Below are 25,693 nucleotides of genomic sequence, written 5' to 3'. Positions count from 1 at the left end.
AGACGAGTCTCGAACTCGCGACCTCAACCTTGGCAAGGTTGCGCTCTACCAACTGAGCTACTCCCGCGCGGGCACTGCTTTGAAGAGGCGTGAGTATACAGGATTTTGACATGCGGTCAACGAAGACGGGACGCGGCCGTCGGATAGCGCCCTGCCCGGGGTGGGCCTGATCGGACAGCCGCATGGCCCAGGCCGAATGACGTTTCTTGGCGCTTTCTTCGCCTTGGCGACTGGCCGCAATATGCAGCCATGCGGCGATGTCGTCCGCAGGTCATCCCACCAAGGTGTTTCTGAAATGAGCCAGCGTCTGAATTACTTCCAGGTTTCCGCCGAACTGTCCAAGCACTACCTCGACTTCAGCGCCTCGCTGAAAAAGAAGGCGGTGATCAAGGAGTTCAACGACCTGGTGACCATTCGCGCCTCGCAGATCAACGGCTGCGGCTTCTGCCTGGACATGCACATCAAGCAGGCCAGGATAGCCGGCGAGCGCGAGTTGCGCCTGCACCATATCGCCATCTGGCGCGAATCCCCGCTGTTCAGCGCGCGAGAAAGAGCGGCGCTGGAATGGACCGAGGCCTTGACGGTGCTGCACCCGCATGGCGTGTCCGACGCGGTGTACGAGCAAGTGCGTGCCCAACTGTCCGAAGAGGAAATCTCGGATCTGACTTTCCTGGTCGTGGGCATCAACGGCTGGAACCGCTTGAATGTCGCTTTCCGCACCGTACCGGGCTCTGCGGATGTCGCCTTCGGCCTGGACAAGGCCGGCCTGGATTGAACCCGCGGCAATGCCCGCGCCGCTCCTTCCGGGGCGGCAGGCGGGGCGCGCTACATCAGTTCGAGTATGCGCCGGCCGAGTCGCTCGGCGCGGTCCTGCGACTCGATGTTGGTGAAGCTCATCAGCAGGCCCGAACCGCATGACGCGGTGGTAGCCCAGCGCGACAGCGCGTGCGCGTAGAGGCCATTGCTGAGCATGCGCCGCGCCAGTTCGCGGTCGGTATGGCGCCCCTTCATGCGAACCAGCAGGTGCATGCCGCCCGGCTGTGGATCGATCGGCATGCCAGGGCCGAAAACCTTGGCCAGGCCCGCCGCCGTGGCATTGCGCCGTTCCGCGTAGAGCCTGCGCATGCGCTGGATGTGGCGGGCAAAATGTCCCTCCGTCATGAAGGCGCTGACCAGCGCCTGGGTCAGCCCGGGAATGCCGTTGCCCAGCACCCGGTTGACGATCTCGAAGCGCTGCACGAGCGCCGCGGGCGCCACCAGGTAAGCCAGGCGTATGCCGGGGAACATCACTTTGCTGAAAGTGCCTGCGTAAAGCACGCGGCCGTGGCGATCCAGGCTCTTGAGCGCCGGCAGCGGCCGGCTGACATAGCGGTACTCGCCGTCGTAGTCATCCTCCACGATCCAGCGCTGGTGGCGCTCGGCCCAATCCAGCAATGCCTGGCGCCGGGTCAAGGACAACGTTACGCTCAGCGGGCTCTGGTGCGCCGGTGTGACGATCGCGGCGCGCGCCTGGGGAGCCTGGGCGATGCCTTGCGACACGATGACGCCTTCGCTGTCGACCTCCACGGGCGCGAACGTCAGGCCCGAGTGCTTAAGCAGTTCGCGCGTGGGCGGATAGCCGGGGTCTTCCACCCAGACCTGGTCGCCTGGTTGCAGCAGCGCCTGGATCACCAGGTTAAGGCTCTCGCGATAACCCGATGTGATGAATACTTGGTCCGGGGTGCAATGGATGCCGCGCGCGACCTGCAGGTGGGCGGCGATGGCGGTGCGCAATGCGGGCAAGCCGTCGGCGGGCGGGTAGGACAGGTCGGCCGCCTGCGTGGCGCGCAGGTGCCGGGCGCCGAGCCGCGCCCAGATCTTGCGCGGAAAGGCATCCAGCGCGGGCAGTCCCATCTGGAACGGCAGCGGTTCCGGCGGCTGGCGCCAGGTGTCGGGGTCCGGCCGCGCGGGCGGCGGCGACGGTCTGGCCGCCGGTTGGGCCTGCAGGCCGGGGGTGACCACGGTGCCGGCCTGGCCGCGCGGCTGCACGTAGCCTTCCGCGTGCAGCAGCGAGTAGGCCATTTCGATCGTGCCGCGCGCCACTCCCAGGTCCTTGGCGAGCGCGCGCGCCGAGGGGATCCGGTCGCCCGGCTTGAGCGTGCCCTGGGTGATCGCGCCCCGGAAGCGTTCATAGACCTGGCGGTACAACGGCTCGCCGCTGGTCGCGGGCGGCAGGCTGGCAAGAGGCGGGGGCATCATGGCCTAGTTGAAAGATCAATTTATGGTTCTTCAAATTATGGCATGGCTTCCCTAGCATGGTGTCTGTTCCCGCCGTCGCGGCGGGAGGCTTCATTTAGGACAGGACCGTCATGAGTCATCAGGAAATCCGTCACATCGAAACCACCGGGGAGCTGCGCGCCTGCTTCCCGGTGATGCGGGAGTTGCGCCCGCACCTGGCCGGCGAGGCCGATTTCGCCGATCGCGTCGCGCGCATGCGCGGCGAGAACTACGCCTTGCTGGCGGTGTGGGAGGAGGGCGTACCCGTGGCGCTGGCCGGCTACCGCTTTCAGGAAAACCTGATCTACGGGCGCTTTCTCTATGTGGACGATCTGGTCGTCACCGAGCGCAGTCGCGGGGCGCGCCATGGCGCCAGCCTGTTGCAAGCGCTGGAGCGCATGGCCCGCGAGGCCGGTTGTGCCAAGCTGGTGCTGGATACCGGCCTGGGCAACGCATTGGCGCAGCGCTTCTACTTCCGGCAGGGGCTGCTGACCGGCGCGATGCGCTTCAGCAAGGTCCTGGGGGAGCAAGCGGCATGAGCGTCCTGCGTTTGACTTGCAGCCCGCGCGGCGCGGATTCCGAAAGCCATCGGTTGTCGCAGTTCATTGTCGATGGCCTGGCGCGGGTCGACGCCGAGCGTGGCCACGACCTGGTCGAGCTCGACGCCAACCGATTACCGCATGTGGATGCCGAATACGCCTGGGCGCTGGGCTCATCCCGCGATCCGGACGGCGATCCATCGGGATCGTTGCATCAGTCCGACCGCTTGATCCGGTCCCTGGCCGATGCCGACTACGTCGTCATCGCCACGCCGATGCACAACTACACCGTGCCGTCGGCATTGAAGGTGTGGATCGATCATGTGGTGCGGGTGCGCAGCACATTCAGTGTGACGCGCGAAGGCAAGGTTGGCATCCTCGTGGACAGGCCGGTGTTCGTGGCGGTGTCCTCGGGAGGGCTGTTTTCCGGGCCCGACGCGCGCCAGCCTGATTTCCTGACGCCCTACCTGAAGGCGGCGCTGGCCACCATCGGTCTGAAGCGGCTGACATTCTTCTCGGTGGAAGGCACCGCGATGGGAGGGCAGGCCCTGGAGGCGGCCCGCTTGCGAGCCCAGGCGGATATCGCCGCGCATTTCGCGGCGTCCCCGTTCCGGGCCGACCTGCTGTCTGCCTAGGGTTCCATCCACACGTCTTCGTGGCCTCGGGGCGTCGATGATGAATCGCGCGCCGGGGCGGCGGGCGCAGGTCGTCGACGCCTCCAGGCAGCAGCGCGGTCAGGTGCGCGGCCGATGATCCAGCCGATGGTGTCCGCGCGCGATCGAGCGGCAGCGAGGAAGCGGAGAGTGTGAGGGTGGTCGTGGAAATGAAAAAGGGCCCGCAGGCCCTTTTTCATCATGCGCAGTGTGAAGACGCTGCGCAAAAAATCTGGAGCGGGAGACGAGTCTCGAACTCGCGACCTCAACCTTGGCAAGGTTGCGCTCTACCAACTGAGCTACTCCCGCATGGGCTTGCATGTCTGGCGCCGTGGCGCACTTTTCAGTGGCGCCGCCGGCCTTTCAGCCTGCAAACCATTTCTTATTGCCAACCGCTTTCGCGATTGCCTGATCAACTTGGTTATCGATCAGAAGGCGCGCATTCTACATGATTTTTTTCGATCGTGCTTGCCGTCGCTAATTTCAGGCGCATGTTTCATCGCTTGTTTGCCAGGGCCAGCGGATCGCTTCAAGCCGCGCCGCCGGGGTTGAATCGGCTGCCAAGCTCAATCAAGTAATATGAGCGAAGACAGAAAATATAGCATACCCAATAGTATCCATGTCAAATCCCTTCGCTACGGCGCCCGTGTTGACCGCTGCACCGCAGGACCTTTCCGGGCTCAATACCCTCGGCCTGGTGTCCATGGCCCAGGCCTGCGTGACGCTGGATGATGTCGCGCAATTGCCGTCCTTGTCCGAGTTGGCCGCGGGCCATGCCTCGTTGCTGGTGCTGGGCGGCGGCAGCAATCTGGTGCTGCCCGAGGCCGTGCCCGGCCTGGTGGCGCGGGTGGCGTTGCGCGGTGTGCGCCTGCTGCGGGCGCAGCCCGATGCCTGGCTGGTGGAGGCCGCCGGCGGTGAAACTTGGCATGGCTTCGTCGCCGAGTGCGTCCGGCAGGGCTGGGACGGTCTGGAAAACCTGGCCCTGATCCCGGGCACCGTGGGCGCGGCGCCGGTGCAGAACATCGGTGCCTATGGCGTCGAGCTGGCCGACCGCTTCCACAGTTTGACGGCCTGGGATGTGCGCGCGGGCCGCTACGTGGAGATGACCGCCGCCGACTGCCGCTTCGCCTATCGCGACAGCGTGTTCAAGCATGAGCCGCCCGGCGGCTGGGTCATCGTGGCGGTGCGCTTGCGCCTGCCGCGGCCGTGGCGTCCGGTGCTGGCATATCCCGACTTGCAGCGCCATCCGGGCCTGGTCGCGGGGGAACCGACCGCGCGCGCCATCTTCGATGCGGTCTGCGAGATCCGGCGCGCCAAGTTGCCGGATCCCGCCGTTACGGGCAATGCCGGCAGCTTTTTCAAGAATCCCATCGTCGCGGCCGCGCAGCGTGATGCGCTGCTCGAGCGTTTCCCAGGGCTGGTTTCCTATGCGCAACCGGACGGGCGTTTCAAGCTTGCCGCGGGCTGGTTGATCGATCAATGCGGCTGGAAAGGACGCCAGCTGGGCGCCGCCGGCGTGCATGATCGGCAAGCGCTGGTGCTGGTGAATCGCGGCGGCGCCACGGCGGCCGACATCATGGCGCTGGCGCGTGCGATCCAGGACGCGGTCATGGATCGCTATGGCGTGGCGCTGGAACCCGAACCCGTGGTCGTGTGAAGCCGCCGGCACACAAATGAAAAAGGACCCGCGCGGGTCCTTTTTTTCATGGTGGCGGCCGGGCTCAGAGCCCCAGCACCGCCTGCATGTCGTACAGGCCGTTGTGCTTGCCTTCCAGGAAGCGCGCCGCGCGCAGCGCGCCTTCGGCGTAGGTGGCGCGGCTGGCCGAGCGGTGCGTGATCTCGATGCGTTCGCCGATGCCGCAGAATGACACGGTGTGGTCGCCGACGATGTCGCCGCCGCGCAGCACCGAGAAACCGATGGTGCCCGGCTTGCGCACGCCGGTGTCGCCGTGGCGGCTCCAGGTGGCCACGTCGGGCAGGGCCACATCCCAGGCCGAAGCGATGGTCTCGCCCATCTTGAGCGCGGTGCCCGAGGGGGCGTCGACCTTGTTGCGATGATGGGCCTCGAAGACCTCGACGTCATAGCCCGAATTCAGGATGCGGGCGGCCATGTCCAGCAGCTTGAGCGTGGCGTTCACGCCCACGCTCATGTTGGGCGCGAACACGATGGCGGTTTTCTGCGCGGCTACTTCGATGGCGGCGCGGCCGTTGTCGTCGAAGCCGGTGGTGCCGATGACGGCCTTCACGCCCAGCCTGGCGCAGGCCTGCAGGTGTTCCAGCGTGCCCTCGGGGCGGGTGAAATCGATCAGGCAGTCGGCGTTGGCCAGGGCGGCCAGGTCATCGGTGATGGCGACGCTGGTCTGCTGGCCCAGCGGGGCGCCCGCGTCCTGGCCCAGCGACGGCGAACCCTGGCGGTCGAGCGCGACCGCCAGTTGCAGGCCGTCGGCCTTCAGGACGGCGTCGATCAGCATCTGGCCCATACGGCCGCTGGCGCCGGCGATAGCAATACGCATGAAGAAAATCCTTGGGTTAGCGCAGCGGCTCGGGCGCGTTGCCGGGCTGGCCGGGGTACTGGTTCATCGGGCTGGTGGGGGCGGCGGCGTCGCGCTTCTTCTGTTCTTCTTCCTGCTTGAGCCGGGCCTCGTCCTCGCTCAGGCGCTTGTCGGCCTTTTCGTCGGCGGCGGCGCTGGGCGTGTTGATCTGGTAGGGCTGCAGGTCGGGCTGCTTGTCGCCTTCCCAGCGGGTCAGCCGGTCATTCTCGAACCAGACCGTGAACTTGCGTTCCTGGGGCTCACCGTAGCCGGGCTTGTAGTAGTAAGGGTAGTCCCAGCGATTGGCGTGCAGCACGCTGGTCAGCGTGGGACTGCCCAGCGCGAAGCGCACCTGCTCGCGCGTCATGCCCGGCTGCAACAGCGCGACCTGTTCCTGGGTGATCCAGTTGCCTTGCTGGACACCGGCCTTGTAGGGAAAGCCCCACTTGTCCCCCGTGCAGCCGGCGAGGGCGACGGCCAGGGCGGCGATGGCCAAACCGGTCTTGAGCGAGCGGGAAGGAATTCGTGCAATCATGGACACTACGCGCCCCTATTATTTGGAAGCAGACAAAACCGTTATCATAAAGGTTTCATAAGGATAGTTCTGCGGGGCGGCAGGAATTCTGGGGAGCCGGCTCGCGGTTACCGAGTATCCTTGCCCATGCCAACGCGGACGGAGAGCGATTACACCATGAGCGACCAAAGCGAACTGAAAAACATGGGTTTGAAGGCGACTTTCCCGCGCCTGAAAATTCTTGATATCTTCCGTAAGTCGGACCAGCGCCACCTCAGCGCCGAGGACGTCTACCGTGCCCTGATCGGCGAAAACGTCGAAATCGGCCTGGCCACCGTCTATCGCGTCCTGACCCAGTTCGAACAGGCCGGCATCCTTGCCCGCAGCCAGTTCGACAGCGGCAAGGCCGTGTTCGAACTGAACGACGGCGATCACCACGACCACCTGATCTGCACGAACTGCGGCAAGGTGGTTGAATTCTCCGACCCGGACATCGAAAAGCGCCAGCAGAAGATCGCCAAGGACAATGGCTTCGCGCTGGAAAGCCACGCCATGGTGCTGTACGGCATCTGCGGCAGCTGCCTGAAAGGCCGCTGAGCTTTTTCGCGTCGGACCTGACCGCGGCCGCGCTCGCCGCGAGTCAGTGAAAGCAAAAGCCCCTTCTCCAAGAAGGGGCTTTTTTTATTCCCGGACCGAGTCCGGCTTGGGGAATGAGGATCGCCCGGGCCTGAACCGCCTCAGGCCGGTGCGCGGCCAAAGCCTGCCAGCATTTCGCGGGCGTGCTCGCGGGTGGTGGCGGTGAGCTTGATGCCGCCCAGCATGCGGGCGATTTCCTCAACCCGGGCGCCGTCGTCCAGCTCTTCGATGCGCGAGCGGGTGGTGCCGCGCGATTCGGTCTTGCTGACCAGGAACTGGTTGTTGCCGCAGGCAGCGACTTGCGGCAGGTGAGTGACGCACAGCACCTGGTGGCGCTCGCCCAGTTCGCGCAGCAGCTTGCCGACGGCTTCCGCCACGGCGCCGCCGACGCCGCTGTCGACTTCGTCGAAGATCAGCGTGGGCACGCGCGCGGCGCGGCTGGCGATGACCGACAGCGCCAGCGAGATGCGCGACAGTTCTCCGCCGGACGCGACCTTGGCCAGCGGCCGCGGCGTGGTGCCGGCGTGGCCGGCCACCAGGAATTCGACGTGTTCATTACCGTGGGCCGACGGCGCGGCGGCGGCCAGCGTGGGTTCGAACTTGCCACCCTGCATGGCCAGGGTCTGCATCGCCTGGGTGACCTGCTTGCCGAGATCCTTGGCGACCTTGCGGCGCGCAGTGGTGAGCTTGGCGGCGGCGGCGTCGTACTGCGCCTGCGCCGCCTGCGCCTGGGCGCGCAGCGCGTCGATGTCGGCGGCGGCCTGCAGGGCCGAGAGCTCGGCATGCAGGCTGTCGCGCAAGGCGCATAGCGCCTCGGGTTCGGTGCGGAACTTGCGCGCCGTCTCGAACACCGCGCTCAGGCGCGCCTCGACGTCGGCCAGCCGGCGCGGATCGAGATCGACGCGGCTGACATAGTTGTTCAGGTCGGACACGGCTTCGCTGATGGCGATGCGGGCCGATTCGAGTTCGTCGTAGATGCCCTGCAGGCCGGTGTCGTGCCGCAGCATCTGCTGGATGCGCTGGTTGGCCGCGGTCAGCCGGTGGTGGGCGGAGTCGCCTTCGCCATCGAGCGCGTCCAGGATCTGCGTGGCGCCGTCCAGCAGCGACTGCGAATGCGACAGGCGGGTGTGCTCGGATTGCAGGGCGTCCCATTCGTCCGGCGCAAGGCCGAGACGGTCGAGCTCATCTACCTGCCACTGCAAGCGTTCGCGTTCGGCCGCCAGGCCCGCGGCGTCTTTTTCGGCCAGCTCCAGCTGCCGCGCCAGCGCGCGCCATTGCTTCCAGGCCTGGGCTACCCCCTGGCGCAGCTCGCCGTGGCCGCCATGCGCGTCCAGCAGGTCGCGCTGGGCTTCCGGGCGCATCAGGCTCTGGTGCGCATGCTGGCCGTGGATGTCGACCAGGCTGTCGCCCAGTTCGCGCAATTGCGCCACCGTGGCGGGCGTGCCGTTGATGTAGGCGCGGCTGCGGCCCTGCGCGTCGATCACGCGGCGCAGCGCCAGTTCGTCGTCGGCGTCGATCTCGCGTTCGGCCAGCCAGGCGCGCAGCGCCGGCGGCGTGTCGAAGACGGCGGTGATGTCGGCGCGGGCGGCGCCTTCGCGCAGCACGCTGACGTCGCCGCGCTCGCCCAGCGCCAGCGCCAGCGCGTCGACGAGGATGGATTTGCCCGCCCCGGTCTCGCCGGAGAAGACGGTGAAGCCGGGACCGAAATGGATCTCGGTCTGCTCGACGATGACGAAGTCGCGGATGTGCAGGGTGCGCAGCATGTCGGGGCGCTTACTACTCTACGTTGTCGGTGGCCTGCGGCATCAGGTTCCAGTGCAGCTTGCGGCGCAGGGTGGAAAAGAAGCTGTAGCCTTCCGGATGCACGAAGCGGATGGTGTAGGGCGCGCGCTGCACCACGATGCGGTCGCCGGGCTGCAGGTCGGACCAGGTCTGCATGTCGAAATGCACGCTGGCCCCGACTTCGACGCGGCCCATGGCGGTGAGCGTCATGTTCAGCACGCCGCTGTCGGGAATGACGATGGGACGGTTGGACAGGGTCTGCGGCGCCACCGGCACCAGCACCATGGCGTTCATGCCGGGGTGCAGGATCGGGCCGTTGGCCGACAGCGCATAGGCGGTCGAGCCGGTGGGCGTGGCGATGATCAGGCCGTCGGCGCGTTGCGTGTACATGAAGGCGCCGTCGAGTTCGACGCGCACCTCGATCATGCCGCCGCGCCCGGCGCGGTTCAGCACCACGTCGTTCAGGGCCGAGGCCGCGTACATCTGCTGGTCGCCGCGCCAGGCGCTGCCTTCGAGCAGCATGCGCTCTTCGATCTGGAAGTTGCCCTCCAGCACGCGCGTCAGCGCGCCGTGCGCGTCCTGCACGGGAATGTCGGTGATGAAACCCAGGTGGCCGTGGTTGATGCCGACCACCGGCACGCCGTAGGGCGCGAGGTGGCGCGCGGCGCCCAGCACCGTGCCGTCGCCGCCCATGACCACCGCCAGCGACGCATCCTTGCCGATCTCTTCGTAAGTGGCGACCGGGTATTCCGTGAGGCCGGTGTTGCGGGCCGTGTCGGCATCGACGAGCACCTGCCGCCCGGCCTGCGTGAGCGCGTGCGCGAGCGCCCTTAGCGGAGTGGCCAGGCCGGTGTCCTGGTATCTGCCGATCAGCGCGACGGTAGGAAAGTGCATGGTGGCGAGGCGAATCAGAAAAACGAAATCGGTCCGGAATCGGGCCTGTTAGCCGATTATATGGGGCCGCATATCGGCTTGCGGGACAAAAATCGCCTTAATTGGAAAAGATTCCCTAAAATACCCGCTATGGATGACCGCGCACGCGCATTACTGAAAGCGTTGATCGAACGCTACATCGCCGATGGGCAACCAGTCGGCTCGCGGACGCTATCGAAGGTTTTCGATCTGTCGCCCGCGACCATCCGCAACGTCATGGCGGACCTGGAAGAACTGGGCCTGATCCACAGTCCGCACACGTCCGCGGGGCGCATTCCCACGCCCCGTGGCTACCGCATGTTCGTCGATTCGCTGCTGGCGGTGCAGTCCTACCAGCTCGAACCCCACAACATGGGCGACATGCTGGCGGCGGCCGAGCCCACCCGCGCGGTCAACGCCGCCGCGGCGCTGCTGTCGAACCTGACCCAGTTCGCCGGCGTGGTGCTGACTCCCAAGCGGGCCCAGGTCTTTCGCCAGATCGAATTCATCCGCCTGTCCGACAAGCGCGTGCTGCTGATCATCGTCACGCCCGACGGCGACGTGCAGAACCGCATCCTGTTCGTGCAGCGCGACTACGCCGAGGCCGAACTGCTGGAGGCGGGCAATTTCTTCAACGTCCATTTCGCCGGCAAGTCCTTCGACGCGGTGCGGCGCACCCTCTCGACCGAACTGGCGCAGTTGCGCGAAGACATCTCCCGGCTGATGCAGGCGGCGGTCGAGGCCAGCGCCGAAGCGGCCGAGGATGGCGACGCCGTGGTCATCTCGGGCGAGCGCAAGCTGCTCGACGTCACCGACATCGCGTCCGACATGGACCGCCTGCGCAAGATGTTCTCGCTGTTCGAGAAAAAGACCGACCTGCTGCAGCTGCTCGACGTGTCGAGCCGGGCGCAGGGGGTGCAGATCTACATCGGCGGCGATTCCCAGCTGGTGCCGATGGAAGAGGTCTCGGTCATCACCGCGCCCTACGGCGTGGACGGCAAGGTGGTCGGCACGCTCGGCGTGATCGGCCCGACCCGCATGGCCTACGAGCGCGTCATCCCGATCGTGGACATCACGGCGCGCCTGCTGTCCAACGCCCTCAGCCACAACCAGTAGTCCCACCCGAACCGACATCCTCCTGGCGGAGGAAGGGGAGTTTTTGTGTTTCTTCGCCTGTTCAAGTATCTCTGGCCTGAACGCTACCTGCCCGAAGCCGAGCAGGAAGACCCCTTCAACGAAGATCCGCCGCCGCGGGTCGAAGGCAAGGTCGGCGTGCTGCTGGTGAACCTTGGCACGCCGGACACCCCTGGCAAGAAGGACATCCGCAAGTACCTGGGCGAATTCCTGTCGGATCCCCGCGTGATCGAAATCCCGCGCTATCTCTGGAAGCCGATCCTGCACGGCCTGGTGCTGACGCTGCGTCCCAAGAAACTGGAGCCGCGCTATGCCGGCGTCTGGCTCAAGGACGGCTCGCCGCTGATGGTCTACAGCCGCCGCCAGGCCGAAGGCGTGCAGGCGGCCTTGAGCGCCGCCGGCGTCGAGGCGGTGGTCGAGCTGGGCATGCGCTACGGCAATCCCTCGATCCCCGACGCCATCTCGCGCTTGCGGGCGCAAGGATGCGAACGCATCCTGACCGTGCCGCTGTACCCGCAGTATGCCGCCAGCACCACCGCCACCGTGGTCGATGCCGTCACGCGCCATGCGGCCCGGCTGCGCGACCAGCCGGAAATGCGCTTCATCAAGCGCTTCCACCAGGAACCCCTCTACCTGGATCCGCTGGCCGCCAGCATCGAGGCGCATTGGCGCGAGCACGGCAAGCCGCAGAAACTGGTCATGAGTTTCCACGGATTGCCGCGTTATTCCATCGAGCTGGGCGATCCGTATTACCGCGACTGCATGGAAACCGCGCGGCTGCTGTCGCAGCGCCTCTCGCTGCCGCGCGAGCAGATCGAAGTGACCTTCCAGAGCCGCTTCGGCACCGCCCGCTGGCTCGAGCCCTATACCGAACCCACCCTCAAGGCGCTGGCCGCCTCGGGTGTGACCGAGGTGGATGTGGTGTGTCCGGGATTTGTGGCAGACTGTCTGGAAACCCTGGAAGAGATCAGCCTGGAGTGCCGCGACGCCTTTCTTGGCGCGGGCGGCAGGCAATTCCGTTACATTCCGGCGCTGAACGACGATCCGGCCTGGATCGCAGGGTTGGCCACTCTGGTGGAACGGCACTTGCAGGGGTGGCCCACGCATTCACGGACTTGAAGGAGAGGGCGCATGCACCATGATCCCAAGACGGGCAAGATTGTGAAAAAGGGGAACGTCAGCACCCCGGTGGACGAGGATCAGGTCGAACACGAGCTGGACGAGGCGCTGGCCGAGACCTTCCCCGCAAGCGACCCGATCGCCATCAACCCGGAACCCGACGACGACCCTGCCGTCGACCGGGCCCTGAAAGATACCTTTCCCGCCAGCGACGCGCCGGCCCCGGCCCAGCCGGGCAAGAAATGACCTGTCGTTGACCGGGCCGGACGGGCATTTTGCCCCCTGATCCTGGGCGTCTGGAGGGGCTCCAGGAAAACGGCGGGCTTTTTGCCGTGGATTCCGCCCCGTCCCAAGGGTGGTCCGCGACGGGGAATATTTGCTTTCCCGGGCTTGAAATAGGGGTATTGGCCCCCATTCATGTCTGCGAAAGCCATTCTTTTTGGAGGATTCCCCATGACGGCACCCAACGAGCCTGTAGATCAGACGCCCGGATTCGGCGATGACGCCGATGCGGCCCCCGCCGCCCAGGACGCCGCGCAGGCCGAGCTGAACGAGTTGCGCGCCCAGCTGGACGCGGCCCAGGCTACCGTCAATGAGCAGCAGGACCAGCTTCTGCGCGTGCGCGCCGAAGCCGAGAACGTGCGCCGCCGCGCCCAGGAGGAAGTCTCCAAGGCGCGCAAGTTCGGCATCGAGTCGTTCGCGGAAAGCCTGGTGCCGGTCAAGGACAGCCTGGAGGCCGCGCTGGCCCAGGCCGACCAGACCGTGGACACGCTGCGCGAAGGCGTCGAAGTGACGCTCAAGCAGCTGGCCGCCGCCTTCGAGCGCAACCTGCTCAAGGAAATCGCGCCGGTCCAGGGCGACAAGTTCGATCCGCACCTGCACCAGGCCATTTCGTCGATTCCCGCCGAGCAGCCCGCCAACACGGTGGTGCAACTGCTGCAGAAAGGCTACGTCATCGCCGATCGCACGCTGCGCCCGGCGCTGGTAGTGGTGTCCGCCGGCCAAGGCTGAGCGGGCGGCGCGCCATGACCGATCCCCGTTTCGACCCGGCGCAGGTCTTCGCGGTCTTCGACATGCGGCATGTCGACTCCGCGGGATTCGACGCGGCCGTGGTCCAGGCGCCGGGATCGGACCTGCGCTGCGTGTTCCTGTGGGGCCAGGATTGCTATAACTGCAATCTCTTCAAGCAGGCGGCATTGCTGCACCAGGAAACCCTGCTGGGCCTGGGCCTGACCTGGTTCGAGGCTGACGTCTACGCCGACGAACCCCTGGGCCGTCGCTTTTCCCTGCATGGCGTCCCCACTTTTGTGCTTTACCGGGCCGGAAAGCGGCTCGGCCGCATTACCGGTTGGCCCGGATTGCCCCAGTTCACGGCGGCGATCCGGCGCCTGCAGGAAACCCCGGCGGAAAATTCCAGCCAGGCGTCTTGAAAAACCCTGCGGGCAGCCCCAGTTATGTGGGGACAGGAAATTTCTCTCCAATTTCACAGATTTATCCAAGGTAACCCGACCATGAGCAAAATTATTGGCATCGACCTGGGCACGACCAACAGCTGCGTGGCTGTCATGGACGGCGGTCAGGTCAAGATCATCGAAAACGCCGAAGGCGCCCGCACCACCCCCTCGATCGTCGCTTACATGGACGACGGCGAAACCCTGGTGGGCGCGCCCGCCAAGCGCCAGGCAGTGACCAACCCCAAGAACACCCTGTACGCGGTGAAGCGCCTGATCGGCCGCAAGTTCGAGGAAAAGGCGGTTCAGAAGGACATCAACCTGATGCCCTATGCCATCGTCAAGGCCGACAACGGCGACGCCTGGGTGGAAGTGCGCGGCAAGAAGATGGCGCCTCCCCAAGTGTCGGCCGACGTGCTGCGCAAGATGAAGAAGACCGCCGAGGACTACCTGGGCGAGGAAGTGACCGAGGCCGTCATCACGGTGCCGGCGTACTTCAACGACAGCCAGCGCCAGGCCACCAAGGATGCCGGTCGCATCGCCGGCCTGGAAGTCAAGCGCATCATCAACGAGCCGACCGCGGCCGCGCTGGCCTTCGGCCTGGACAAGACCGAAAAGGGCGACCGCAAGATCGCCGTGTATGACCTGGGCGGCGGCACGTTCGACGTGTCCATCATCGAAATCGCCGACGTCGATGGCGAAAAGCAGTTCGAAGTGCTGTCGACCAACGGCGACACCTTCCTGGGCGGCGAAGACTTCGACCAGCGCATCATCGACTACATCATCGGCGAGTTCAAGAAGGAACAAGGCGTCGATCTGTCCAAGGATGTGCTGGCCCTGCAGCGCCTGAAGGAAGCCGCCGAAAAGGCCAAGATCGAGCTGTCCTCCAGCCAGCAGACCGAGATCAACCTGCCGTACATCACGGCCGACGCCTCGGGTCCGAAGCACCTGAACCTGAAGATCACGCGCGCCAAGCTGGAAGCGCTGGTCGAGGAACTGATCGAACGCACCATCGAGCCCTGCCGCGTGGCCATCAAGGACGCCGGCGTGAAGGTTTCCGACATCGACGACGTGATCCTGGTTGGCGGCATGACCCGCATGCCCAAGGTCCAGGAAAAGGTGAAGGAATTCTTCGGCAAGGATCCGCGCAAGGACGTGAACCCCGACGAAGCCGTCGCCGCTGGCGCCGCCATCCAGGGTTCCGTGCTGTCGGGCGACCGCAAGGACGTGCTGCTGCTGGACGTCACCCCCCTGTCCCTGGGTATTGAAACCCTGGGCGGTGTGATGACCAAGATGATCCAGAAGAACACGACCATCCCGACCCGGTTCTCGCAGACGTTCTCGACCGCCGACGACAACCAGCCGGCCGTGACGATCAAGGTGTTCCAAGGCGAGCGCGAAATCGCCGCGGGCAACAAGGCCCTGGGCGAGTTCAACCTCGAAGGGATCCCGCCGTCGCCGCGTGGCATGCCGCAGATCGAAGTCACGTTCGACATCGACGCCAACGGCATCCTGCACGTGTCGGCCAAGGACAAGGGCACCGGCAAGGAAAACAAGATCACCATCAAGGCCAACTCGGGTCTGTCGGAAGACGAGATCCAGCGCATGGTCAAGGATGCCGAGGCCAATGCCGAGGAAGATCACCGCGTCGCCGAACTGGCCCAGGCCCGCAACCAGGCCGATGCGCTGGTGCACGCCACCCGCAAGTCGCTGACCGAATACGGCGACAAGCTCGAGGCGTCCGAGAAGGAAAGCATCGAAGCGGCCATCAAGGAGCTGGAAGACACGCTGAAGGATGGCGACAAGGCCGCCATCGACGCCAAGGTCGAAGCCCTGTCGACCGCCTCGCAGAAGCTCGGCGAAAAGATGTACGCCGACATGCAGGCGCAGCAAGCGGCCGGCCAGCAGCAGGCCGCCGACAACGCGAAGCCGGTGGACGACAATGTCGTCGACGCCGACTTCAAGGAAGTCAAGCGCGACCAATAATGGCCGGGCGCTGACCTGCCTCTGCCGCCCGGTAGCCGGAGAAATCCGCCTACCGGGCGAACTCATTCTGTAGCACTGAAAAGAAGGCTCTCCCCCGAGCCCACCGATCATGGCAAAACGCGACTATTACGACGTCCTGGGCGTGGCAAAAAATGCCTCGGACGACGAACTCAAGAAGGCCTATCGAAAGCTGGCCATGAAATACCATCCGGACCGCAATCCGGACAGCAAGGAAGCCGAAGAGAAGTTCAAGGAAGCCAAGGAAGCCTACGAGGTCCTGGGTGATGAACAGAAGCGCGCCGCGTACGACCGCTACGGCCACGCGGGCGTCGACCCCAACGCCGCGGGCATGGGCGGCGGCGGCATGGGCGGTGGCTTCGCCGACGCCTTTGGCGACATCTTCGGCGAGATCTTCGGCGGTGGCGGCGGTGGCCGCCGCGGCGGCGGTCCCCAGGTGTACCGCGGCGCCGACTTGAAGTACGCGCTGGAAATCACGCTGGAGCAGGCAGCGGCCGGCTTCGACACCGAGATCCGCGTGCCCAGCTGGGAAAACTGCGACACCTGCCACGGTTCCGGCGCCAAGCCCGGCACCTCGCCCAAGACCTGCCGCACCTGCGGCGGCTCCGGCGCGGTGCGCATGCAGCAGGGCTTCTTCAGCGTCCAGCAGACCTGCCCGACCTGCCACGGCAACGGCAAGGAGATCACCGATCCGTGCGTGGCCTGCGATGGCGTCGGCCGCATCCGCCGCAACAAGACCTTGCAGGTCAAGATCCCGGCCGGTATCGATGACGGCATGCGCATCCGCTCCAGCGGCAATGGCGAGCCGGGCATCAATGGCGGCCCGCCGGGCGACCTGTATGTGGAAATCCACATCAAGCAGCACAAGATCTTCCAGCGCGATGGCGACGACCTGCACTGCGAACTGACCATCCCGTTCACCACGGCGGCGCTGGGCGGTGAACTGCAGGTGCCGACGCTGGGCGGCAAGGCCGAGATCTCGATTCCCGAGGGCACGCAGTCCGGCAAGACCTTCCGCCTGCGCGGCAAGGGTATCCGCGGCGTGCGCGGCAGCTATCCGGGCGACTTGTACTGCCACGTGGTGGTCGAGACGCCGGTGCGCCTGAGCGATGACCAGAAGAACATCCTGCGCCAGTTCGAGGCCTCGCTGAACGACGGCGGCGACCGCCACTCGCCGCAAAGCAAGTCCTGGACCGATCGCGTCAAGGAATTTTTCAGCTGAATCGCCTGACCTGACTTTCGCCATTGCGGCGGACCACGGCCCAGGGTCTGGAGGTATCCGGACCCTGGGCCGCTTTCATTGTGGCAGGCGGCACGACGTCGGGGCGAAAAAAAACCGCGGCTTGCGCCGCGGTTTCACTACGGGTACTGCTACTTCTTGCTTCAGACTTCGTACTGCTGACTACGGGTGCTGCTAACTACGGGTCTTGCTAACTACAGTTGCTGCCTCTTCCAAAACAGACTTCGTACTGCTACTACAGGTCCTGCTACTTCCACTGCTACAGTTCTGCCGCCGTTGCCGGAAAATACCGACCCCGAACCATGATGCCGTCCGAGGCCGGTCGGGCTACAGCAAGCAGCTCACCGGGTGATCGGCGGGTATTCGAGCTCGCCGAACGTGTATTGGCCGCTGGCCTTGGCCTGGGCAAGTTCCTGCTGGACTTCGGCGCGGCTCTTGCCGGCGGCGGGCGCTGCCACGACCGGCGGGTATTGCAGTTCGCCGAAGGTGTATTCGCCGCTGGTCTTGGCTTGTTGCAGCTGGGCCTGCACTTCCTGCGAGCTCAGGCTGGTGGCCTGGGGCAGGGCGGGCGGGTAGTCCAGCTCGCCGAAGGTGTATTGGCCGCTGACCTTGGCTTGTTGCAGTTCGGTCGCGACCTGGGCGCTCGACTTGGCTTGCTCGACACCGGCGGCTTGCGCGCCGGCGCCGGCCAAGGCTAGGGAAATCAGAAGGGTAGTCGTCAGGGTTTTCATAATGACCTCCAATGTTGTAGACGGGGCCGAATCCGGCGGCCCTCCGTCGTGGTTCGTTGTTTGTTCCCGATGACTGAATTGTGCGCGTCATCTCACCTGGGATAAACCCGTATATCTTGAAAACATCTTTCCAAATGGATGGGTAATAAACATTTGGATAAGAAATCTCCCCGTTTATGGCATGGTCATGCGTCCAGCCCGTCCCTCATGAGGGGAGCGGGGTGGCGGACAGGCAAAAAAAAGCCCCTGCCGGAGCAGGGGCGTGGGATGCCGGAAGGCGTGGCGTCAGGGCGCCTTTTTCTTGAAGTCGCCGGCGACGGCGGTGCTGAAGCCGTCAGGGCGCAGGTACTTGCGCAACGCCGCGTTGACCAAGTCAGGGGTGAGGGCGGTGATCTTCCTGTCCATTTCGGCCGACCATTCGAAGGTGCGGCCACGTTGCAGGTAGTCGAGCCAGGTGCCGGCCAGCACATCGTCCTGGGCGCGGGCCAGGTTGCGGTAGTTCAGCAGTGCGGTGATGCCTTCGGAGATTTCCTTGTCGGTGAAGCCGTCCTTGAGCACACGGGCCAGTTCCTCGCCGATGGCTTTTTCCAGGCGCTCGCGGTTCTGCGGCGCGTAGATGGCGTACATGGTCCAGCTGGCGCTGGGTTCGAACGACGACACCGACAGCGAGCTGCGCACGTTGTAGGACAGGCCTTCGGTCTCGCGCACACGGTTCCACAGGCGCGAGGTTTCCGAGGCGCCGAACAGGTAGTTGGCCAGGTACAGCGCCGGGTAGTCGGCGTCGCTGTCCTGCAGCTTCAGGGGCATGCGCGAGATGTAGAACGCATTGGCCTTGTCCGGGGTCTCGATGTCGAACTGCTTGGCCGGGATGTCGCGGTACGGATTGCCGACACGGGTGTAGGCGGGGGCGCGTTTCCAGCCCGCCAGGCCATCCTTGACGGCCTTTTCGACGGCTTCGGGCTCGAAGTCGCCGACGGCCGAGTACTCGATCTTGCCGGCGCCGTAGAACTTGGCGTGGAACTTGACCAGTGCGTCACGGTTCAGCGCGCGCACGCCGGCCAGGGATTCCTCGAACGTCGGCACGTAGCGCAGGTCGTTGGCGGGCCACGGATTGTCCTGGCGGGCCAGGGCGCGTCCGGCCAGGGCCTGCGGCTCGGTCATGGCGTTCTGGATCGAGGTTTCGAGCTGGCGCTGGTATTCCTCGAGCTGTTCCTTGGGGAAGTTGGCGTTGCGCACGATGTCCAGGGCGAGGCGGGTCAGTTCGGGCAGGTTTTCACGCTTGGTCGACATGGCGATCCTGAGCGTGGTGCCGCCGCCGCTGAAGCCCAGCTCGGCCTGCAGTTTGTCGAGGCGGTCCTGGATGTCCTGGCGCGACAGCTTGGCCGTGCCGCGGGCCAGCAGGTCGGCCACGGCGCTGGAGTTCACGCGCTGGCCGAGCAGGTCTTTTTCATTGCCGAACTGGATCAGCATCTGCGCCTGCACGCGGTTGCCGCGGGTAGCCTTGGGCAGCAACGCCAGTTGCACCGGGCCGTTGGGCAGGTCCAGCGTCTTGCGCTGGGTCAGGCGGTCGATGTTTTGCGGAGTGGGATCGAACGCGGATGCCGCCTTGAAGTCGGGGTCGCCCTTGTAGTCCTTGAACACCGCGGTCAGATCGACCCGTTGCGTCTGCGGCGCGCGCAGCGGCTTGTCGGTCGGGATGTAGCGGCCTTCGATGCGATTGCTTTGCACCAGGTAGGTGGTGGCCGCCTGCTGTACCTCGGCCAGCGTGGCCTTGCGGGCGCGGTCACGCTGCAGGAAGAACAGGCGCCAGTCGCCGGCGGCGATGGCTTCGGACAGCGCCACGCCGACTTGTTCGGGATCGCTGTAGGTCTGCTCCCACGAGGTCAGCCATTTGCTGCGCGCGCGGTCGAGTTCCTGTTGGGTGAAGGGTTTCTTGCCCAGCGTCTCGAGCGTGCCGGTGAGCGCCTTCATGGCCGCGTCCTGGCTCTTGCCCGGGGTCAGTTGAGCGGCGAACATCGCCAGGCCCGGATCCAGGTTTTCCATGGTGAAGCCGAACACGCCCGAGGCCAGCTTGGTCGGCACCAGCGCATGGTAGAGGCGGCCGGACGGCGTATCGGCCAGGATGGTGGTGGCCAGGTCGAACGGCACGAAGTCGGGGCTGCCGGCGGCCGGGATGTGGTACATCGCGGCGACCAGCGGCGTGCCGCCGGTGCGGCGCAGGGTGACGGCGCGCTCGCCGTCCTGGGCCGGTTCGACGGTGTATTCCGGTGGCAGCTGGCGGTCCGGCTTGGGCAGCTTGCCCAGCGTGGATTCGATGTCGGCCAGCGTGGCCTGCGGATCGAACTTGCCGGCCACGATCAGCACCGCGTTGTCGGGCTGGTAGTACTGGTGATAGAAGGCGCGCAACTGGCCGATGTCGACGTTCTCGACGTCGGAGCGGGCGCCGATGGTGTTCTTGCCGTAGCTGTGCCACTGGAAGGCGGCCGCCTGCATCTTCTGCATGAGGATGCGGAAAGGGCTGTTCTCGCCGCTTTCCATCTCGTTTCGCACCACGGTCATTTCGGAATCGAGGTCTTCCTTGGCGATCAGGGAATTGACCATGGCGTCGGCCTGCCAGCCGAGGTACCACTTGAGGGTGTCGGGGTTGGCGGCGAAGCTGGCGAAATAGTTGGTGCGGTCGCTGGAGGTCGAGCCGTTGGCCTGCAGGCCGCGGCGCGAGAATTCGCCCATGGCGTTGCGGGTGGTGGACGTGCCCTTGAACAGCATGTGTTCGAGCAGGTGGGCCATGCCGGTCTGGCCGTAGTTCTCGTTGCGTGAGCCGACCAGGTAGGTCATGTTGACCGTGGTCGAGGGCTTGGATTCGTCGGGAACCAGCAGGACGCGCAGGCCGTTGCTGAGGCGGTATTCGGTGATGCCTTCAATCGAGGCGGCCTCCGTGACGCCGGCCGGCAGGCTGGCGGCTCCGGCCTGGAAGGCCAGGAAGGATGAAAACAGCAGCGCGCCCAGGGGGCGCGGCAGCTTCGATATGGACAGGCGCATGGCGGACTATTCCTTTGGCATGGCAGAATCCGTTGGAGTGTATACGGTGTGAATGGTTCAGGGTCTTGGGCCCCCGCGCGCCGCTCCGTCATTCTGTCTGGAAAACCGCGCATGTCGCTATCCCTTGAAATCGAGACTCCCCGGCTGGTGCTGCGACAGTGGCTGGCTGCCGACCGCAAGCCGTTCGCCGCCATGAATACGGATGCGCGCGTGACCCGCTACCTTCTGCCGATGAGCGCGGCGCAAAGCGACGCGTTGGCCGACCGGTTGGCCGCGGGCATCGACGAATACGGTTGGGGATTCTGGGCCGTCGAAGCGCCGGGCGTCGCGCCGTTCATCGGATTCGTCGGGATCAAGGCGCTGGCGCCGACGCTGCCGTTCGCGCCCGGCGTGGAAATCGGCTGGCGCCTGGCCGCGCCCTATTGGGGCAGGGGCTATGCCAGCGAAGCCGCGCAGGCCGCGCTGCGGGTGGGATTCGAGCAGGTCGGTCTTTCCGAGATCGTGGCGTTCACGGTTCCGGAGAACGAGCCGTCGCGCGCGGTGATGCGGCGCCTGGGCATGCGCGAGGAAGCAGCGCGCTTCGCGCATCCGGCGGTGCCGGACGGTCATCCCTTGAAGACGCATGTGTTGTATCGGCTGGCGCGCGAGGCCTGGCGGGCGCGGAAAAATGGTGACGCAGGAACAGGCGCGGAGCCGGTCGCGGCCGCATAAGGACTGATGGAGGGGCCGAAAAGGGCCGGCAAGCCTTGGCAACCGGGGCTGGTGCAACGCAACACGCTGGCGTGGCCAGGCCGATTTGAGGTCGGGACGGGCGCGGGTGTAAGCTTTGCAGAACGTAGTTGCTGTTGCCGACGGGACGCGCGACAGCCGTCTACAGGTTTCCCGTCCAACGCCAGCCGCCGCCCCGCCGGGTCGCAGACCTGCCCCATGCCGGATCGCGACCCCGCCTAGCGGGCGACGACGGTGCTTGCTGTTCGCGCCTTCGCCGCCGGCATCCTGCCGGCGCATCTTTCGGAGGAACGACCCATGCTGACCGAGATCGTCACGCGTGCCTTGTCCCAATTGACCGGCAGCCCCATGAGCGGCGACCGCATCAAAGGACAGTTTCAGTACGCTTATGCCAGTGATGACGGCCAATTCGTGGCCATACTGACCCATGACATGACCACCTATGTGGTGGACCTGCGCACGCAGCGCTATTTCGCCGAATGCGGAGGCTCGCCGCGAGGCTTTGCGGGGCATGTGCTCGAGATGGAGGGCGCCGAGGCGCGCCAGCATCCGTGGCCCGCGGCCAATGACCTGTTCGACCTGGATATGGACGCCGACGAGCTGTCCTGGCGCCAATGCCCCGGGATGCGCAGCATGGCCGAAGGCGCCCACCGATCTGTGGAGAGCCGCGCCGCCTGAGAGTGGCCAGAAGCGGCAGTACCGTCACTGAACCGGCGCCATCGCCGGTTTTTTTTGTCCCATCGGCAAGGCGGCTCGCTACAATCCGCGCCATGACTACGCACGCTGACAACGGCGCCCCGGGCGGCGCCATCCTGGTCGATTGCACGCACGAGCGCCATGCGGACCAGATCCTGGCCATCTTCAACGAAGCCATCGCCACTTCCACCGCGCTGTACGACTACAAGCCGCGGCCGCGCGAGGCGATGCTGGGCTGGTTCCAGGCCAAGGCCGCCGGCGGCTTCCCGGTGGTGGGATTCGAGAACGCGGCGGGCGAGCTGATGGCGTTCGCCAGCTACGGCACGTTCCGCGCCTGGCCGGCCTACAAGTACTCGGTCGAGCATTCCGTGTATGTCGACGGCCGCTTTCGCGGGCGGGGCTTGGGCGAGGCGCTGATGCGCGTGCTGATCGAACGCGCCCGCGCCAACCAGGTGCACCTGATGATCGGCGGCATCGACGCGGCCAACCAGGGCAGCATCAAGCTGCATGAGAAGCTGGGATTCGTGCATGCCGGCACCATCCGCGAGGCCGGCTTCAAGTTCGGTCGCTGGCTCGACCTGGCTTTCTACCAGTTGACCCTGGATACGCCGGCGCAGCCGGTGGACGGCTGAAGCGAGCCACGGGGACGGCGCCGCCAGGCGCGGCGGCGCGTCACTTCGACAGCACTCGCATCGCCTGTTCCAGACCCGCGACCGTCACGGGGTACATGCGGTCCTGCATGATGTCGCGCATCAGCGCGATCGACTGGCGGTACTGCCACGACGCGGTGGGCTCGGGGTTGAGCCACACGGACTTGGGCCAGGCGTCCAGCAGCCGGCGCATCCACTGCGCGCCGGGTTCCTTGTTGTAGTGCTCGACCGAGCCGCCCGGCTGCAGGATCTCGTAGGGGCTCATGGTGGCGTCGCCGACGATGATCAGGCGCCAGTCGGGGTTGTACTTGCGCAGCACGTCCCAGGTGTCGAAGCGTTCGTTCTGGCGCCGGCGGTTGCTCTGCCACAGGCTCTCGTAGGGGCAGTTGTGGAAGTAGTAGACCTCGAGGTTGCGGAACTCGCTGCGAGCCGCGGAGAACAGTTCCTCGACGCGGCCGATATGGTCGTCCATGCTGCCGCCGACGTCCAGCAGCATCAGCACCTTGACCGTGTTGTGGCGCTCCGGGACCATGCGCAGGTCCAGGTGCCCGGCATTGCGCGCGGTGCTGGCGATGGTGTCGTCCAGGTCCAGTTCGAGTTCGGCGCCTTCGCGCGCGAAGCGCCGCAAGCGGCGCAGCGCGACCTTGAAGTTGCGCGTGCCCAGCTCGACCTGGTCGTCGTAGTCCTTGAACTGGCGCATGTCCCAGACCTTGACCGCGCTGCGGTTGCCGGCCGACTGGCCGCCGACGCGGATGCCTTCGGGGTGGTAGCCGCCGTTGCCGAAGGGCGAGGTGCCGCCGGTGCCGATCCATTTGCTGCCGCCGGCGTGGCGTTCCTTTTGCTCTTCCATGCGTTCCTTGAAGAGCTCCATCAGCTTGTCCCAGCCGTGCTTCTCGATGGCGGCCTTCTCTTCCGGCGTCAGGCTCTTCTCGAACTGCTTGATGAGCCAGTCCAGCGGGATGTCCTTGCCCGCCGGCAGCGCGGCCTCGATGCCCTTGTAGTAGGCGCCGAAGGCCTTGTCGTAGCGGTCGTAGAGCGCTTCGTCCTTGACCAGCGCGGTGCGCGCCAGGAAGTAGAAGTCGTCCAGCGTGGGCGTCATCACGTCCTGGCGCAAGGCGTCCACCAGCGTCAGGTATTCCTGCACCGAGACCGGCAGCTTGTGGGCCCGCAGGTGGTAGAAGAAGTCGATCAGCATGGCGGCCGCCGTGATTGGAAAGTCAGCGGCGCTGGGCGCCGCGGGTCATGGCGGCGAGCCGTTCCAGCAGGTGCACGTCCTGTTCGTTCTTGAGCAGGGCGCCGGCCATCAGCGGCACCGCGGTGGCGGTGTGCGCGTCGATCTGCGCGGCGCTGACGTCCTCGGCCAGCAGCAGGCGCAGCCAGTCCAGCAACTCGGAGGTCGACGGCTTCTTCTTCAGGCCCGGCGCGTCGCGCAGGCTGAAGAAGGTGTCGAGCGCCGCGCGCAGCACGTCCTGCTTGAGTTCGGGGAAGTGCACCGCGACGATGTCGCGCATGGTCTCGCGGTCGGGGAAGCGGATGTAGTGGAAGAAGCAGCGGCGCAGGAAGGCGTCGGGCAGGTCCTTCTCATTGTTGGAGGTGATGATGACCAGCGGGCGGTGGCGCGCGGCGATGGTCTGGCGCGTTTCGTACACATGGAACTCCATGCGGTCCAGTTCGCGCAGCAGGTCGTTGGGGAATTCGATGTCGGCCTTGTCGATCTCGTCGATCAGCACCACCACCGGCTGCTCGGCCTCGAAAGCCTGCCACAGCGTGCCCTGCACGATGTAGTTGCGGATGTCGCGGACTTTTTCGTCGCCGAGCTGCGAGTCGCGCAGGCGCGACACCGCGTCGTATTCGTAAAGACCCTGATGCGCCTTGGTGGTGGACTTGATGTGCCACTGCAGCAAGGGGCGGTCCAGCGCGCGCGCCACTTCCTCGGCCAGCATGGTTTTGCCGGTGCCGGGTTCGCCCTTGATCAGCAGCGGGCGCTGCAGTGTCAGGGCGGCGTTTACGGCGAGCTTCAGGTCATCGGTGGCGACGTAGCGATCGGTGCCATCGAAGCGTGCTTGCGGTGCGGAAGGAGCGGTCTGGGCAGCGGACATGGATCAGCGGACTTCTCAGGGTTGATGGGGATCAAGGCCATTTTCAGGTATTAATCCTGAGCAATTATCGTACAATCAGGCGGTTTTGCAGTTGGGTTCGACCCGCAACGTGTTTGCCGGGGGCCTTTCCGTGTGAGCAGGCCCTAGTCCTCAAGCCATACCAAGAAGAGCCATCCCAATGAAGTTGCGATTCTCTCGGAAGTACTCGGTTTCCCTGCTGGCCGCGCTGGCATCCTGTGCGATCGCCGGCCAGGCAAGCGCCGCAGATGCAGCCCCGGTCGGCAATGTCCAGAACGCCCGCGACAAGGTGTCCATGTGCATCGGTTGTCACGGCATCGAAGGCTACAAGGCAACGTTTCCCGAGCTTTACCACGTGCCGATGATCGCTGGGCAGAACGCGAAATACATCGAAACCGCCCTCAATGAGTACAAGAAAGGCGCGCGCAGCCATCCCACGATGGACGCCATTGCCGGCAGCCTGTCCGACCAGGACATCGCCGATCTGGCCGCGTACTACTCGAATCTCAAATAACCGGGGGGCAATCACATGAACCGTACCATGCTTGCCCTCGCGGGCGCGACGTTGGCCATTTCGGGCGCTGCCGCCCAGGCCCAGGACCTGGTGGCCGGCAAGGCCGTCTTCGAGAAATTCCAGTGCGCGTCGTGCCACGGCGCCGACGCCAAGACGGCGGTGGACCCGGCCTATCCGACGCTGGCCGGCCAGCATGCCGACTACCTGGTGCATGCGCTGAAGGCCTACCGGCGGGGCGCTTCGGGCAGCGCGGCCACGGCCAATGTGCGCAAGAACCCCATTATGGGCGCCTTCGCCACCCAGTTGTCGGACCAGGACATCAGCAACGTGGCCGCCTGGCTGTCGTCGTTGCCCAGCGACCTGGGCGTGCGCAAATAAGGCCGCATTCGATCTGGCGAAAGTGAAAAAACCCTCGGCATGCCGAGGGTTTTTCGTTGGGCGGGCGG

26 protein-coding genes and 1 tRNA gene are annotated in these 25,693 nt (G+C 65.6%); 17 read left to right on the top strand and 10 right to left on the bottom strand.

All coding sequences use genetic code 11. The features are described from left to right. Positions 1-295: 295 nt before the first annotated feature. The gene (locus DK459_RS03580; RefSeq protein WP_006389032.1) at positions 296-775 is read left to right on the top strand and encodes a carboxymuconolactone decarboxylase family protein; all 480 of its coding nucleotides are present in this window, start codon (positions 296-298) and stop codon (positions 773-775) included. A 50-nt stretch (positions 776-825) separates the two neighbouring features. Here DK459_RS03580 and DK459_RS03575 read toward each other — a convergent pair whose 3' ends face one another. Then, positions 826-2,238: a PLP-dependent aminotransferase family protein gene (locus DK459_RS03575; protein ID WP_110134453.1), complete on the bottom strand. Its 1,413-nt coding sequence runs from the start codon at positions 2,236-2,238 to the stop codon at positions 826-828. 110 nt (positions 2,239-2,348) lie between these two features. Here DK459_RS03575 and DK459_RS03570 point away from each other — a divergent pair, with 110 nt between their 5' ends. Both DK459_RS03570 and DK459_RS03565 read left to right on the top strand, forming a co-directional pair. After that, positions 2,349-2,795 carry a GNAT family N-acetyltransferase gene (locus DK459_RS03570; protein WP_006389034.1) on the top strand — a complete coding sequence of 149 codons (447 nt, stop codon included), beginning with the start codon at positions 2,349-2,351 and terminating at the stop codon, positions 2,793-2,795. Next, a complete protein-coding gene (locus tag DK459_RS03565; protein WP_006389035.1) occupies positions 2,792-3,430 on the top strand; it encodes an FMN-dependent NADH-azoreductase in 639 nt (212 codons plus the stop codon). The genes DK459_RS03570 and DK459_RS03565 overlap by 4 nt, the downstream gene beginning before the upstream one ends. A gap of 251 nt (positions 3,431-3,681) precedes the next feature. On the opposite strand, the gene DK459_RS03560 is transcribed toward DK459_RS03565, so the two are convergent. After that, positions 3,682-3,757: transfer RNA gene (locus DK459_RS03560), tRNA-Gly, on the bottom strand. Positions 3,758-4,067: 310 nt separating this feature from the next. On the opposite strand from DK459_RS03560, the gene murB reads away from it, so the two are divergent. Continuing rightward, positions 4,068-5,105 carry a UDP-N-acetylmuramate dehydrogenase gene (murB, locus tag DK459_RS03555; protein WP_054472874.1) on the top strand — a complete coding sequence of 346 codons (1,038 nt, stop codon included), beginning with the start codon at positions 4,068-4,070 and terminating at the stop codon, positions 5,103-5,105. A gap of 64 nt (positions 5,106-5,169) precedes the next feature. Here murB and dapB read toward each other — a convergent pair whose 3' ends face one another. Next, on the bottom strand, positions 5,170-5,961 hold the full coding sequence (gene dapB, locus DK459_RS03550; RefSeq protein WP_054499450.1) for a 4-hydroxy-tetrahydrodipicolinate reductase: 792 nt from the start codon (positions 5,959-5,961) through the stop codon (positions 5,170-5,172). A gap of 16 nt (positions 5,962-5,977) precedes the next feature. After that, positions 5,978-6,514, bottom strand: coding sequence for an outer membrane protein assembly factor BamE (locus tag DK459_RS03545; protein WP_054472875.1), 537 nt, complete (start codon positions 6,512-6,514; stop codon positions 5,978-5,980). Positions 6,515-6,670: 156 nt separating this feature from the next. Here DK459_RS03545 and fur point away from each other — a divergent pair, with 156 nt between their 5' ends. Further along, the gene (fur, locus tag DK459_RS03540) at positions 6,671-7,090 is read left to right on the top strand and encodes a ferric iron uptake transcriptional regulator (RefSeq protein ID WP_006223539.1); all 420 of its coding nucleotides are present in this window, start codon (positions 6,671-6,673) and stop codon (positions 7,088-7,090) included. 140 nt (positions 7,091-7,230) lie between these two features. Here the strand turns inward: fur and recN are convergent, their stop codons facing one another. Together recN and DK459_RS03530 are read right to left on the bottom strand one after the other, a co-directional pair. Continuing rightward, positions 7,231-8,892 carry a DNA repair protein RecN gene (recN, locus tag DK459_RS03535; RefSeq protein ID WP_024067983.1) on the bottom strand — a complete coding sequence of 554 codons (1,662 nt, stop codon included), beginning with the start codon at positions 8,890-8,892 and terminating at the stop codon, positions 7,231-7,233. 13 nt (positions 8,893-8,905) lie between these two features. Then, on the bottom strand, positions 8,906-9,805 hold the full coding sequence (locus DK459_RS03530) for an NAD kinase (protein ID WP_020924910.1): 900 nt from the start codon (positions 9,803-9,805) through the stop codon (positions 8,906-8,908). Positions 9,806-9,934: 129 nt separating this feature from the next. Here DK459_RS03530 and hrcA point away from each other — a divergent pair, with 129 nt between their 5' ends. The 7 genes from hrcA (at position 9,935) to dnaJ (ending at position 16,753) form a co-directional block, all read left to right on the top strand. Continuing rightward, on the top strand, positions 9,935-10,939 hold the full coding sequence (hrcA, locus tag DK459_RS03525; RefSeq protein ID WP_006389041.1) for a heat-inducible transcriptional repressor HrcA: 1,005 nt from the start codon (positions 9,935-9,937) through the stop codon (positions 10,937-10,939). 45 nt (positions 10,940-10,984) lie between these two features. Continuing rightward, complete coding sequence (hemH, locus tag DK459_RS03520; RefSeq protein ID WP_006389042.1) at positions 10,985-12,076, top strand: ferrochelatase; 1,092 nt, start codon at positions 10,985-10,987, stop codon at positions 12,074-12,076. A 12-nt stretch (positions 12,077-12,088) separates the two neighbouring features. Beyond that, positions 12,089-12,322 (top strand): hypothetical protein, encoded by a 234-nt coding sequence (locus DK459_RS03515; protein ID WP_006389043.1) that lies wholly within the window; start codon positions 12,089-12,091, stop codon positions 12,320-12,322. Between the two features lie 207 nt (positions 12,323-12,529). After that, a complete protein-coding gene (grpE, locus tag DK459_RS03510) occupies positions 12,530-13,087 on the top strand; it encodes a nucleotide exchange factor GrpE (protein ID WP_006389044.1) in 558 nt (185 codons plus the stop codon). A 14-nt stretch (positions 13,088-13,101) separates the two neighbouring features. Next, the gene (locus tag DK459_RS03505) at positions 13,102-13,506 is read left to right on the top strand and encodes a thioredoxin family protein (RefSeq protein ID WP_006389045.1); all 405 of its coding nucleotides are present in this window, start codon (positions 13,102-13,104) and stop codon (positions 13,504-13,506) included. 81 nt (positions 13,507-13,587) lie between these two features. Beyond that, on the top strand, positions 13,588-15,513 hold the full coding sequence (dnaK, locus tag DK459_RS03500) for a molecular chaperone DnaK (protein WP_006389046.1): 1,926 nt from the start codon (positions 13,588-13,590) through the stop codon (positions 15,511-15,513). A gap of 109 nt (positions 15,514-15,622) precedes the next feature. Further along, complete coding sequence (dnaJ, locus tag DK459_RS03495) at positions 15,623-16,753, top strand: molecular chaperone DnaJ (protein ID WP_006389047.1); 1,131 nt, start codon at positions 15,623-15,625, stop codon at positions 16,751-16,753. Positions 16,754-17,112: 359 nt separating this feature from the next. Here the strand turns inward: dnaJ and DK459_RS03490 are convergent, their stop codons facing one another. Together DK459_RS03490 and DK459_RS03485 are read right to left on the bottom strand one after the other, a co-directional pair. Beyond that, entirely contained in the window at positions 17,113-17,502 is a 390-nt protein-coding gene (locus DK459_RS03490) for a DUF4148 domain-containing protein (RefSeq protein WP_006389048.1), read from the bottom strand. Positions 17,503-17,787: 285 nt separating this feature from the next. Next, positions 17,788-20,541, bottom strand: coding sequence for a pitrilysin family protein (locus DK459_RS03485; RefSeq protein WP_006389049.1), 2,754 nt, complete (start codon positions 20,539-20,541; stop codon positions 17,788-17,790). A 111-nt stretch (positions 20,542-20,652) separates the two neighbouring features. Between DK459_RS03485 and DK459_RS03480 the strand changes: the two genes are divergently transcribed. The 3 genes from DK459_RS03480 to DK459_RS03470 all read left to right on the top strand — a co-directional run bounded on the left by DK459_RS03480 (position 20,653) and on the right by DK459_RS03470 (position 22,598). Then, positions 20,653-21,252, top strand: a complete 600-nt coding sequence (locus tag DK459_RS03480) for a GNAT family N-acetyltransferase (RefSeq protein WP_006389050.1) — start codon at positions 20,653-20,655, stop codon at positions 21,250-21,252. A gap of 315 nt (positions 21,253-21,567) precedes the next feature. After that, the gene (locus DK459_RS03475) at positions 21,568-21,948 is read left to right on the top strand and encodes a hypothetical protein (protein WP_006389051.1); all 381 of its coding nucleotides are present in this window, start codon (positions 21,568-21,570) and stop codon (positions 21,946-21,948) included. A 92-nt stretch (positions 21,949-22,040) separates the two neighbouring features. Beyond that, positions 22,041-22,598, top strand: a complete 558-nt coding sequence (locus DK459_RS03470) for a GNAT family N-acetyltransferase (protein ID WP_006389052.1) — start codon at positions 22,041-22,043, stop codon at positions 22,596-22,598. A 40-nt stretch (positions 22,599-22,638) separates the two neighbouring features. On the opposite strand, the gene DK459_RS03465 is transcribed toward DK459_RS03470, so the two are convergent. Together DK459_RS03465 and DK459_RS03460 are read right to left on the bottom strand one after the other, a co-directional pair. Beyond that, positions 22,639-23,811 carry a VWA domain-containing protein gene (locus DK459_RS03465; RefSeq protein ID WP_020924903.1) on the bottom strand — a complete coding sequence of 391 codons (1,173 nt, stop codon included), beginning with the start codon at positions 23,809-23,811 and terminating at the stop codon, positions 22,639-22,641. A gap of 22 nt (positions 23,812-23,833) precedes the next feature. Further along, the gene (locus tag DK459_RS03460) at positions 23,834-24,715 is read right to left on the bottom strand and encodes a MoxR family ATPase (protein WP_006389054.1); all 882 of its coding nucleotides are present in this window, start codon (positions 24,713-24,715) and stop codon (positions 23,834-23,836) included. A gap of 178 nt (positions 24,716-24,893) precedes the next feature. Between DK459_RS03460 and DK459_RS03455 the strand changes: the two genes are divergently transcribed. Further along, positions 24,894-25,247: a cytochrome c gene (locus DK459_RS03455; RefSeq protein ID WP_006389055.1), complete on the top strand. Its 354-nt coding sequence runs from the start codon at positions 24,894-24,896 to the stop codon at positions 25,245-25,247. A gap of 15 nt (positions 25,248-25,262) precedes the next feature. Then, positions 25,263-25,625 carry a cytochrome c gene (locus tag DK459_RS03450; protein WP_026382324.1) on the top strand — a complete coding sequence of 121 codons (363 nt, stop codon included), beginning with the start codon at positions 25,263-25,265 and terminating at the stop codon, positions 25,623-25,625. Positions 25,626-25,693 lie beyond the last annotated feature (68 nt).

Origin of the sequence: Achromobacter sp. RW408, from assembly GCF_003184165.1 — a bacterium.
Lineage (GTDB): Bacteria > Pseudomonadota > Gammaproteobacteria > Burkholderiales > Burkholderiaceae_B > Achromobacter > Achromobacter xylosoxidans.
The sequence above is the reverse complement of the archived record's forward strand: the minus strand, read 5'-3'. Positions and strand labels throughout refer to the sequence as shown.

Coding starts and splice junctions, on each gene's coding strand:
- DK459_RS03575 (WP_110134453.1), bottom strand. CDS start 2,238: ATGATGCCCCCGCCTCTTGCCAGCCTGCCGCCCGCGACCAGCGGCGAG.
- DK459_RS03455 (WP_006389055.1), top strand. CDS start 24,894: ATGAAGTTGCGATTCTCTCGGAAGTACTCGGTTTCCCTGCTGGCCGCG.
- murB (WP_054472874.1), top strand. CDS start 4,068: ATGTCAAATCCCTTCGCTACGGCGCCCGTGTTGACCGCTGCACCGCAG.
- DK459_RS03465 (WP_020924903.1), bottom strand. CDS start 23,811: ATGCTGATCGACTTCTTCTACCACCTGCGGGCCCACAAGCTGCCGGTC.
- DK459_RS03475 (WP_006389051.1), top strand. CDS start 21,568: ATGCTGACCGAGATCGTCACGCGTGCCTTGTCCCAATTGACCGGCAGC.
- DK459_RS03565 (WP_006389035.1), top strand. CDS start 2,792: ATGAGCGTCCTGCGTTTGACTTGCAGCCCGCGCGGCGCGGATTCCGAA.
- DK459_RS03545 (WP_054472875.1), bottom strand. CDS start 6,514: ATGATTGCACGAATTCCTTCCCGCTCGCTCAAGACCGGTTTGGCCATC.
- DK459_RS03570 (WP_006389034.1), top strand. CDS start 2,349: ATGAGTCATCAGGAAATCCGTCACATCGAAACCACCGGGGAGCTGCGC.
- hrcA (WP_006389041.1), top strand. CDS start 9,935: ATGGATGACCGCGCACGCGCATTACTGAAAGCGTTGATCGAACGCTAC.
- DK459_RS03460 (WP_006389054.1), bottom strand. CDS start 24,715: ATGTCCGCTGCCCAGACCGCTCCTTCCGCACCGCAAGCACGCTTCGAT.
- dnaJ (WP_006389047.1), top strand. CDS start 15,623: ATGGCAAAACGCGACTATTACGACGTCCTGGGCGTGGCAAAAAATGCC.
- DK459_RS03490 (WP_006389048.1), bottom strand. CDS start 17,502: ATGAAAACCCTGACGACTACCCTTCTGATTTCCCTAGCCTTGGCCGGC.
- grpE (WP_006389044.1), top strand. CDS start 12,530: ATGACGGCACCCAACGAGCCTGTAGATCAGACGCCCGGATTCGGCGAT.
- DK459_RS03505 (WP_006389045.1), top strand. CDS start 13,102: ATGACCGATCCCCGTTTCGACCCGGCGCAGGTCTTCGCGGTCTTCGAC.
- DK459_RS03485 (WP_006389049.1), bottom strand. CDS start 20,541: ATGCGCCTGTCCATATCGAAGCTGCCGCGCCCCCTGGGCGCGCTGCTG.
- fur (WP_006223539.1), top strand. CDS start 6,671: ATGAGCGACCAAAGCGAACTGAAAAACATGGGTTTGAAGGCGACTTTC.
- dapB (WP_054499450.1), bottom strand. CDS start 5,961: ATGCGTATTGCTATCGCCGGCGCCAGCGGCCGTATGGGCCAGATGCTG.
- recN (WP_024067983.1), bottom strand. CDS start 8,892: ATGCTGCGCACCCTGCACATCCGCGACTTCGTCATCGTCGAGCAGACC.
- dnaK (WP_006389046.1), top strand. CDS start 13,588: ATGAGCAAAATTATTGGCATCGACCTGGGCACGACCAACAGCTGCGTG.
- DK459_RS03515 (WP_006389043.1), top strand. CDS start 12,089: ATGCACCATGATCCCAAGACGGGCAAGATTGTGAAAAAGGGGAACGTC.
- DK459_RS03530 (WP_020924910.1), bottom strand. CDS start 9,805: ATGCACTTTCCTACCGTCGCGCTGATCGGCAGATACCAGGACACCGGC.
- DK459_RS03580 (WP_006389032.1), top strand. CDS start 296: ATGAGCCAGCGTCTGAATTACTTCCAGGTTTCCGCCGAACTGTCCAAG.
- DK459_RS03480 (WP_006389050.1), top strand. CDS start 20,653: ATGTCGCTATCCCTTGAAATCGAGACTCCCCGGCTGGTGCTGCGACAG.
- DK459_RS03450 (WP_026382324.1), top strand. CDS start 25,263: ATGAACCGTACCATGCTTGCCCTCGCGGGCGCGACGTTGGCCATTTCG.
- DK459_RS03470 (WP_006389052.1), top strand. CDS start 22,041: ATGACTACGCACGCTGACAACGGCGCCCCGGGCGGCGCCATCCTGGTC.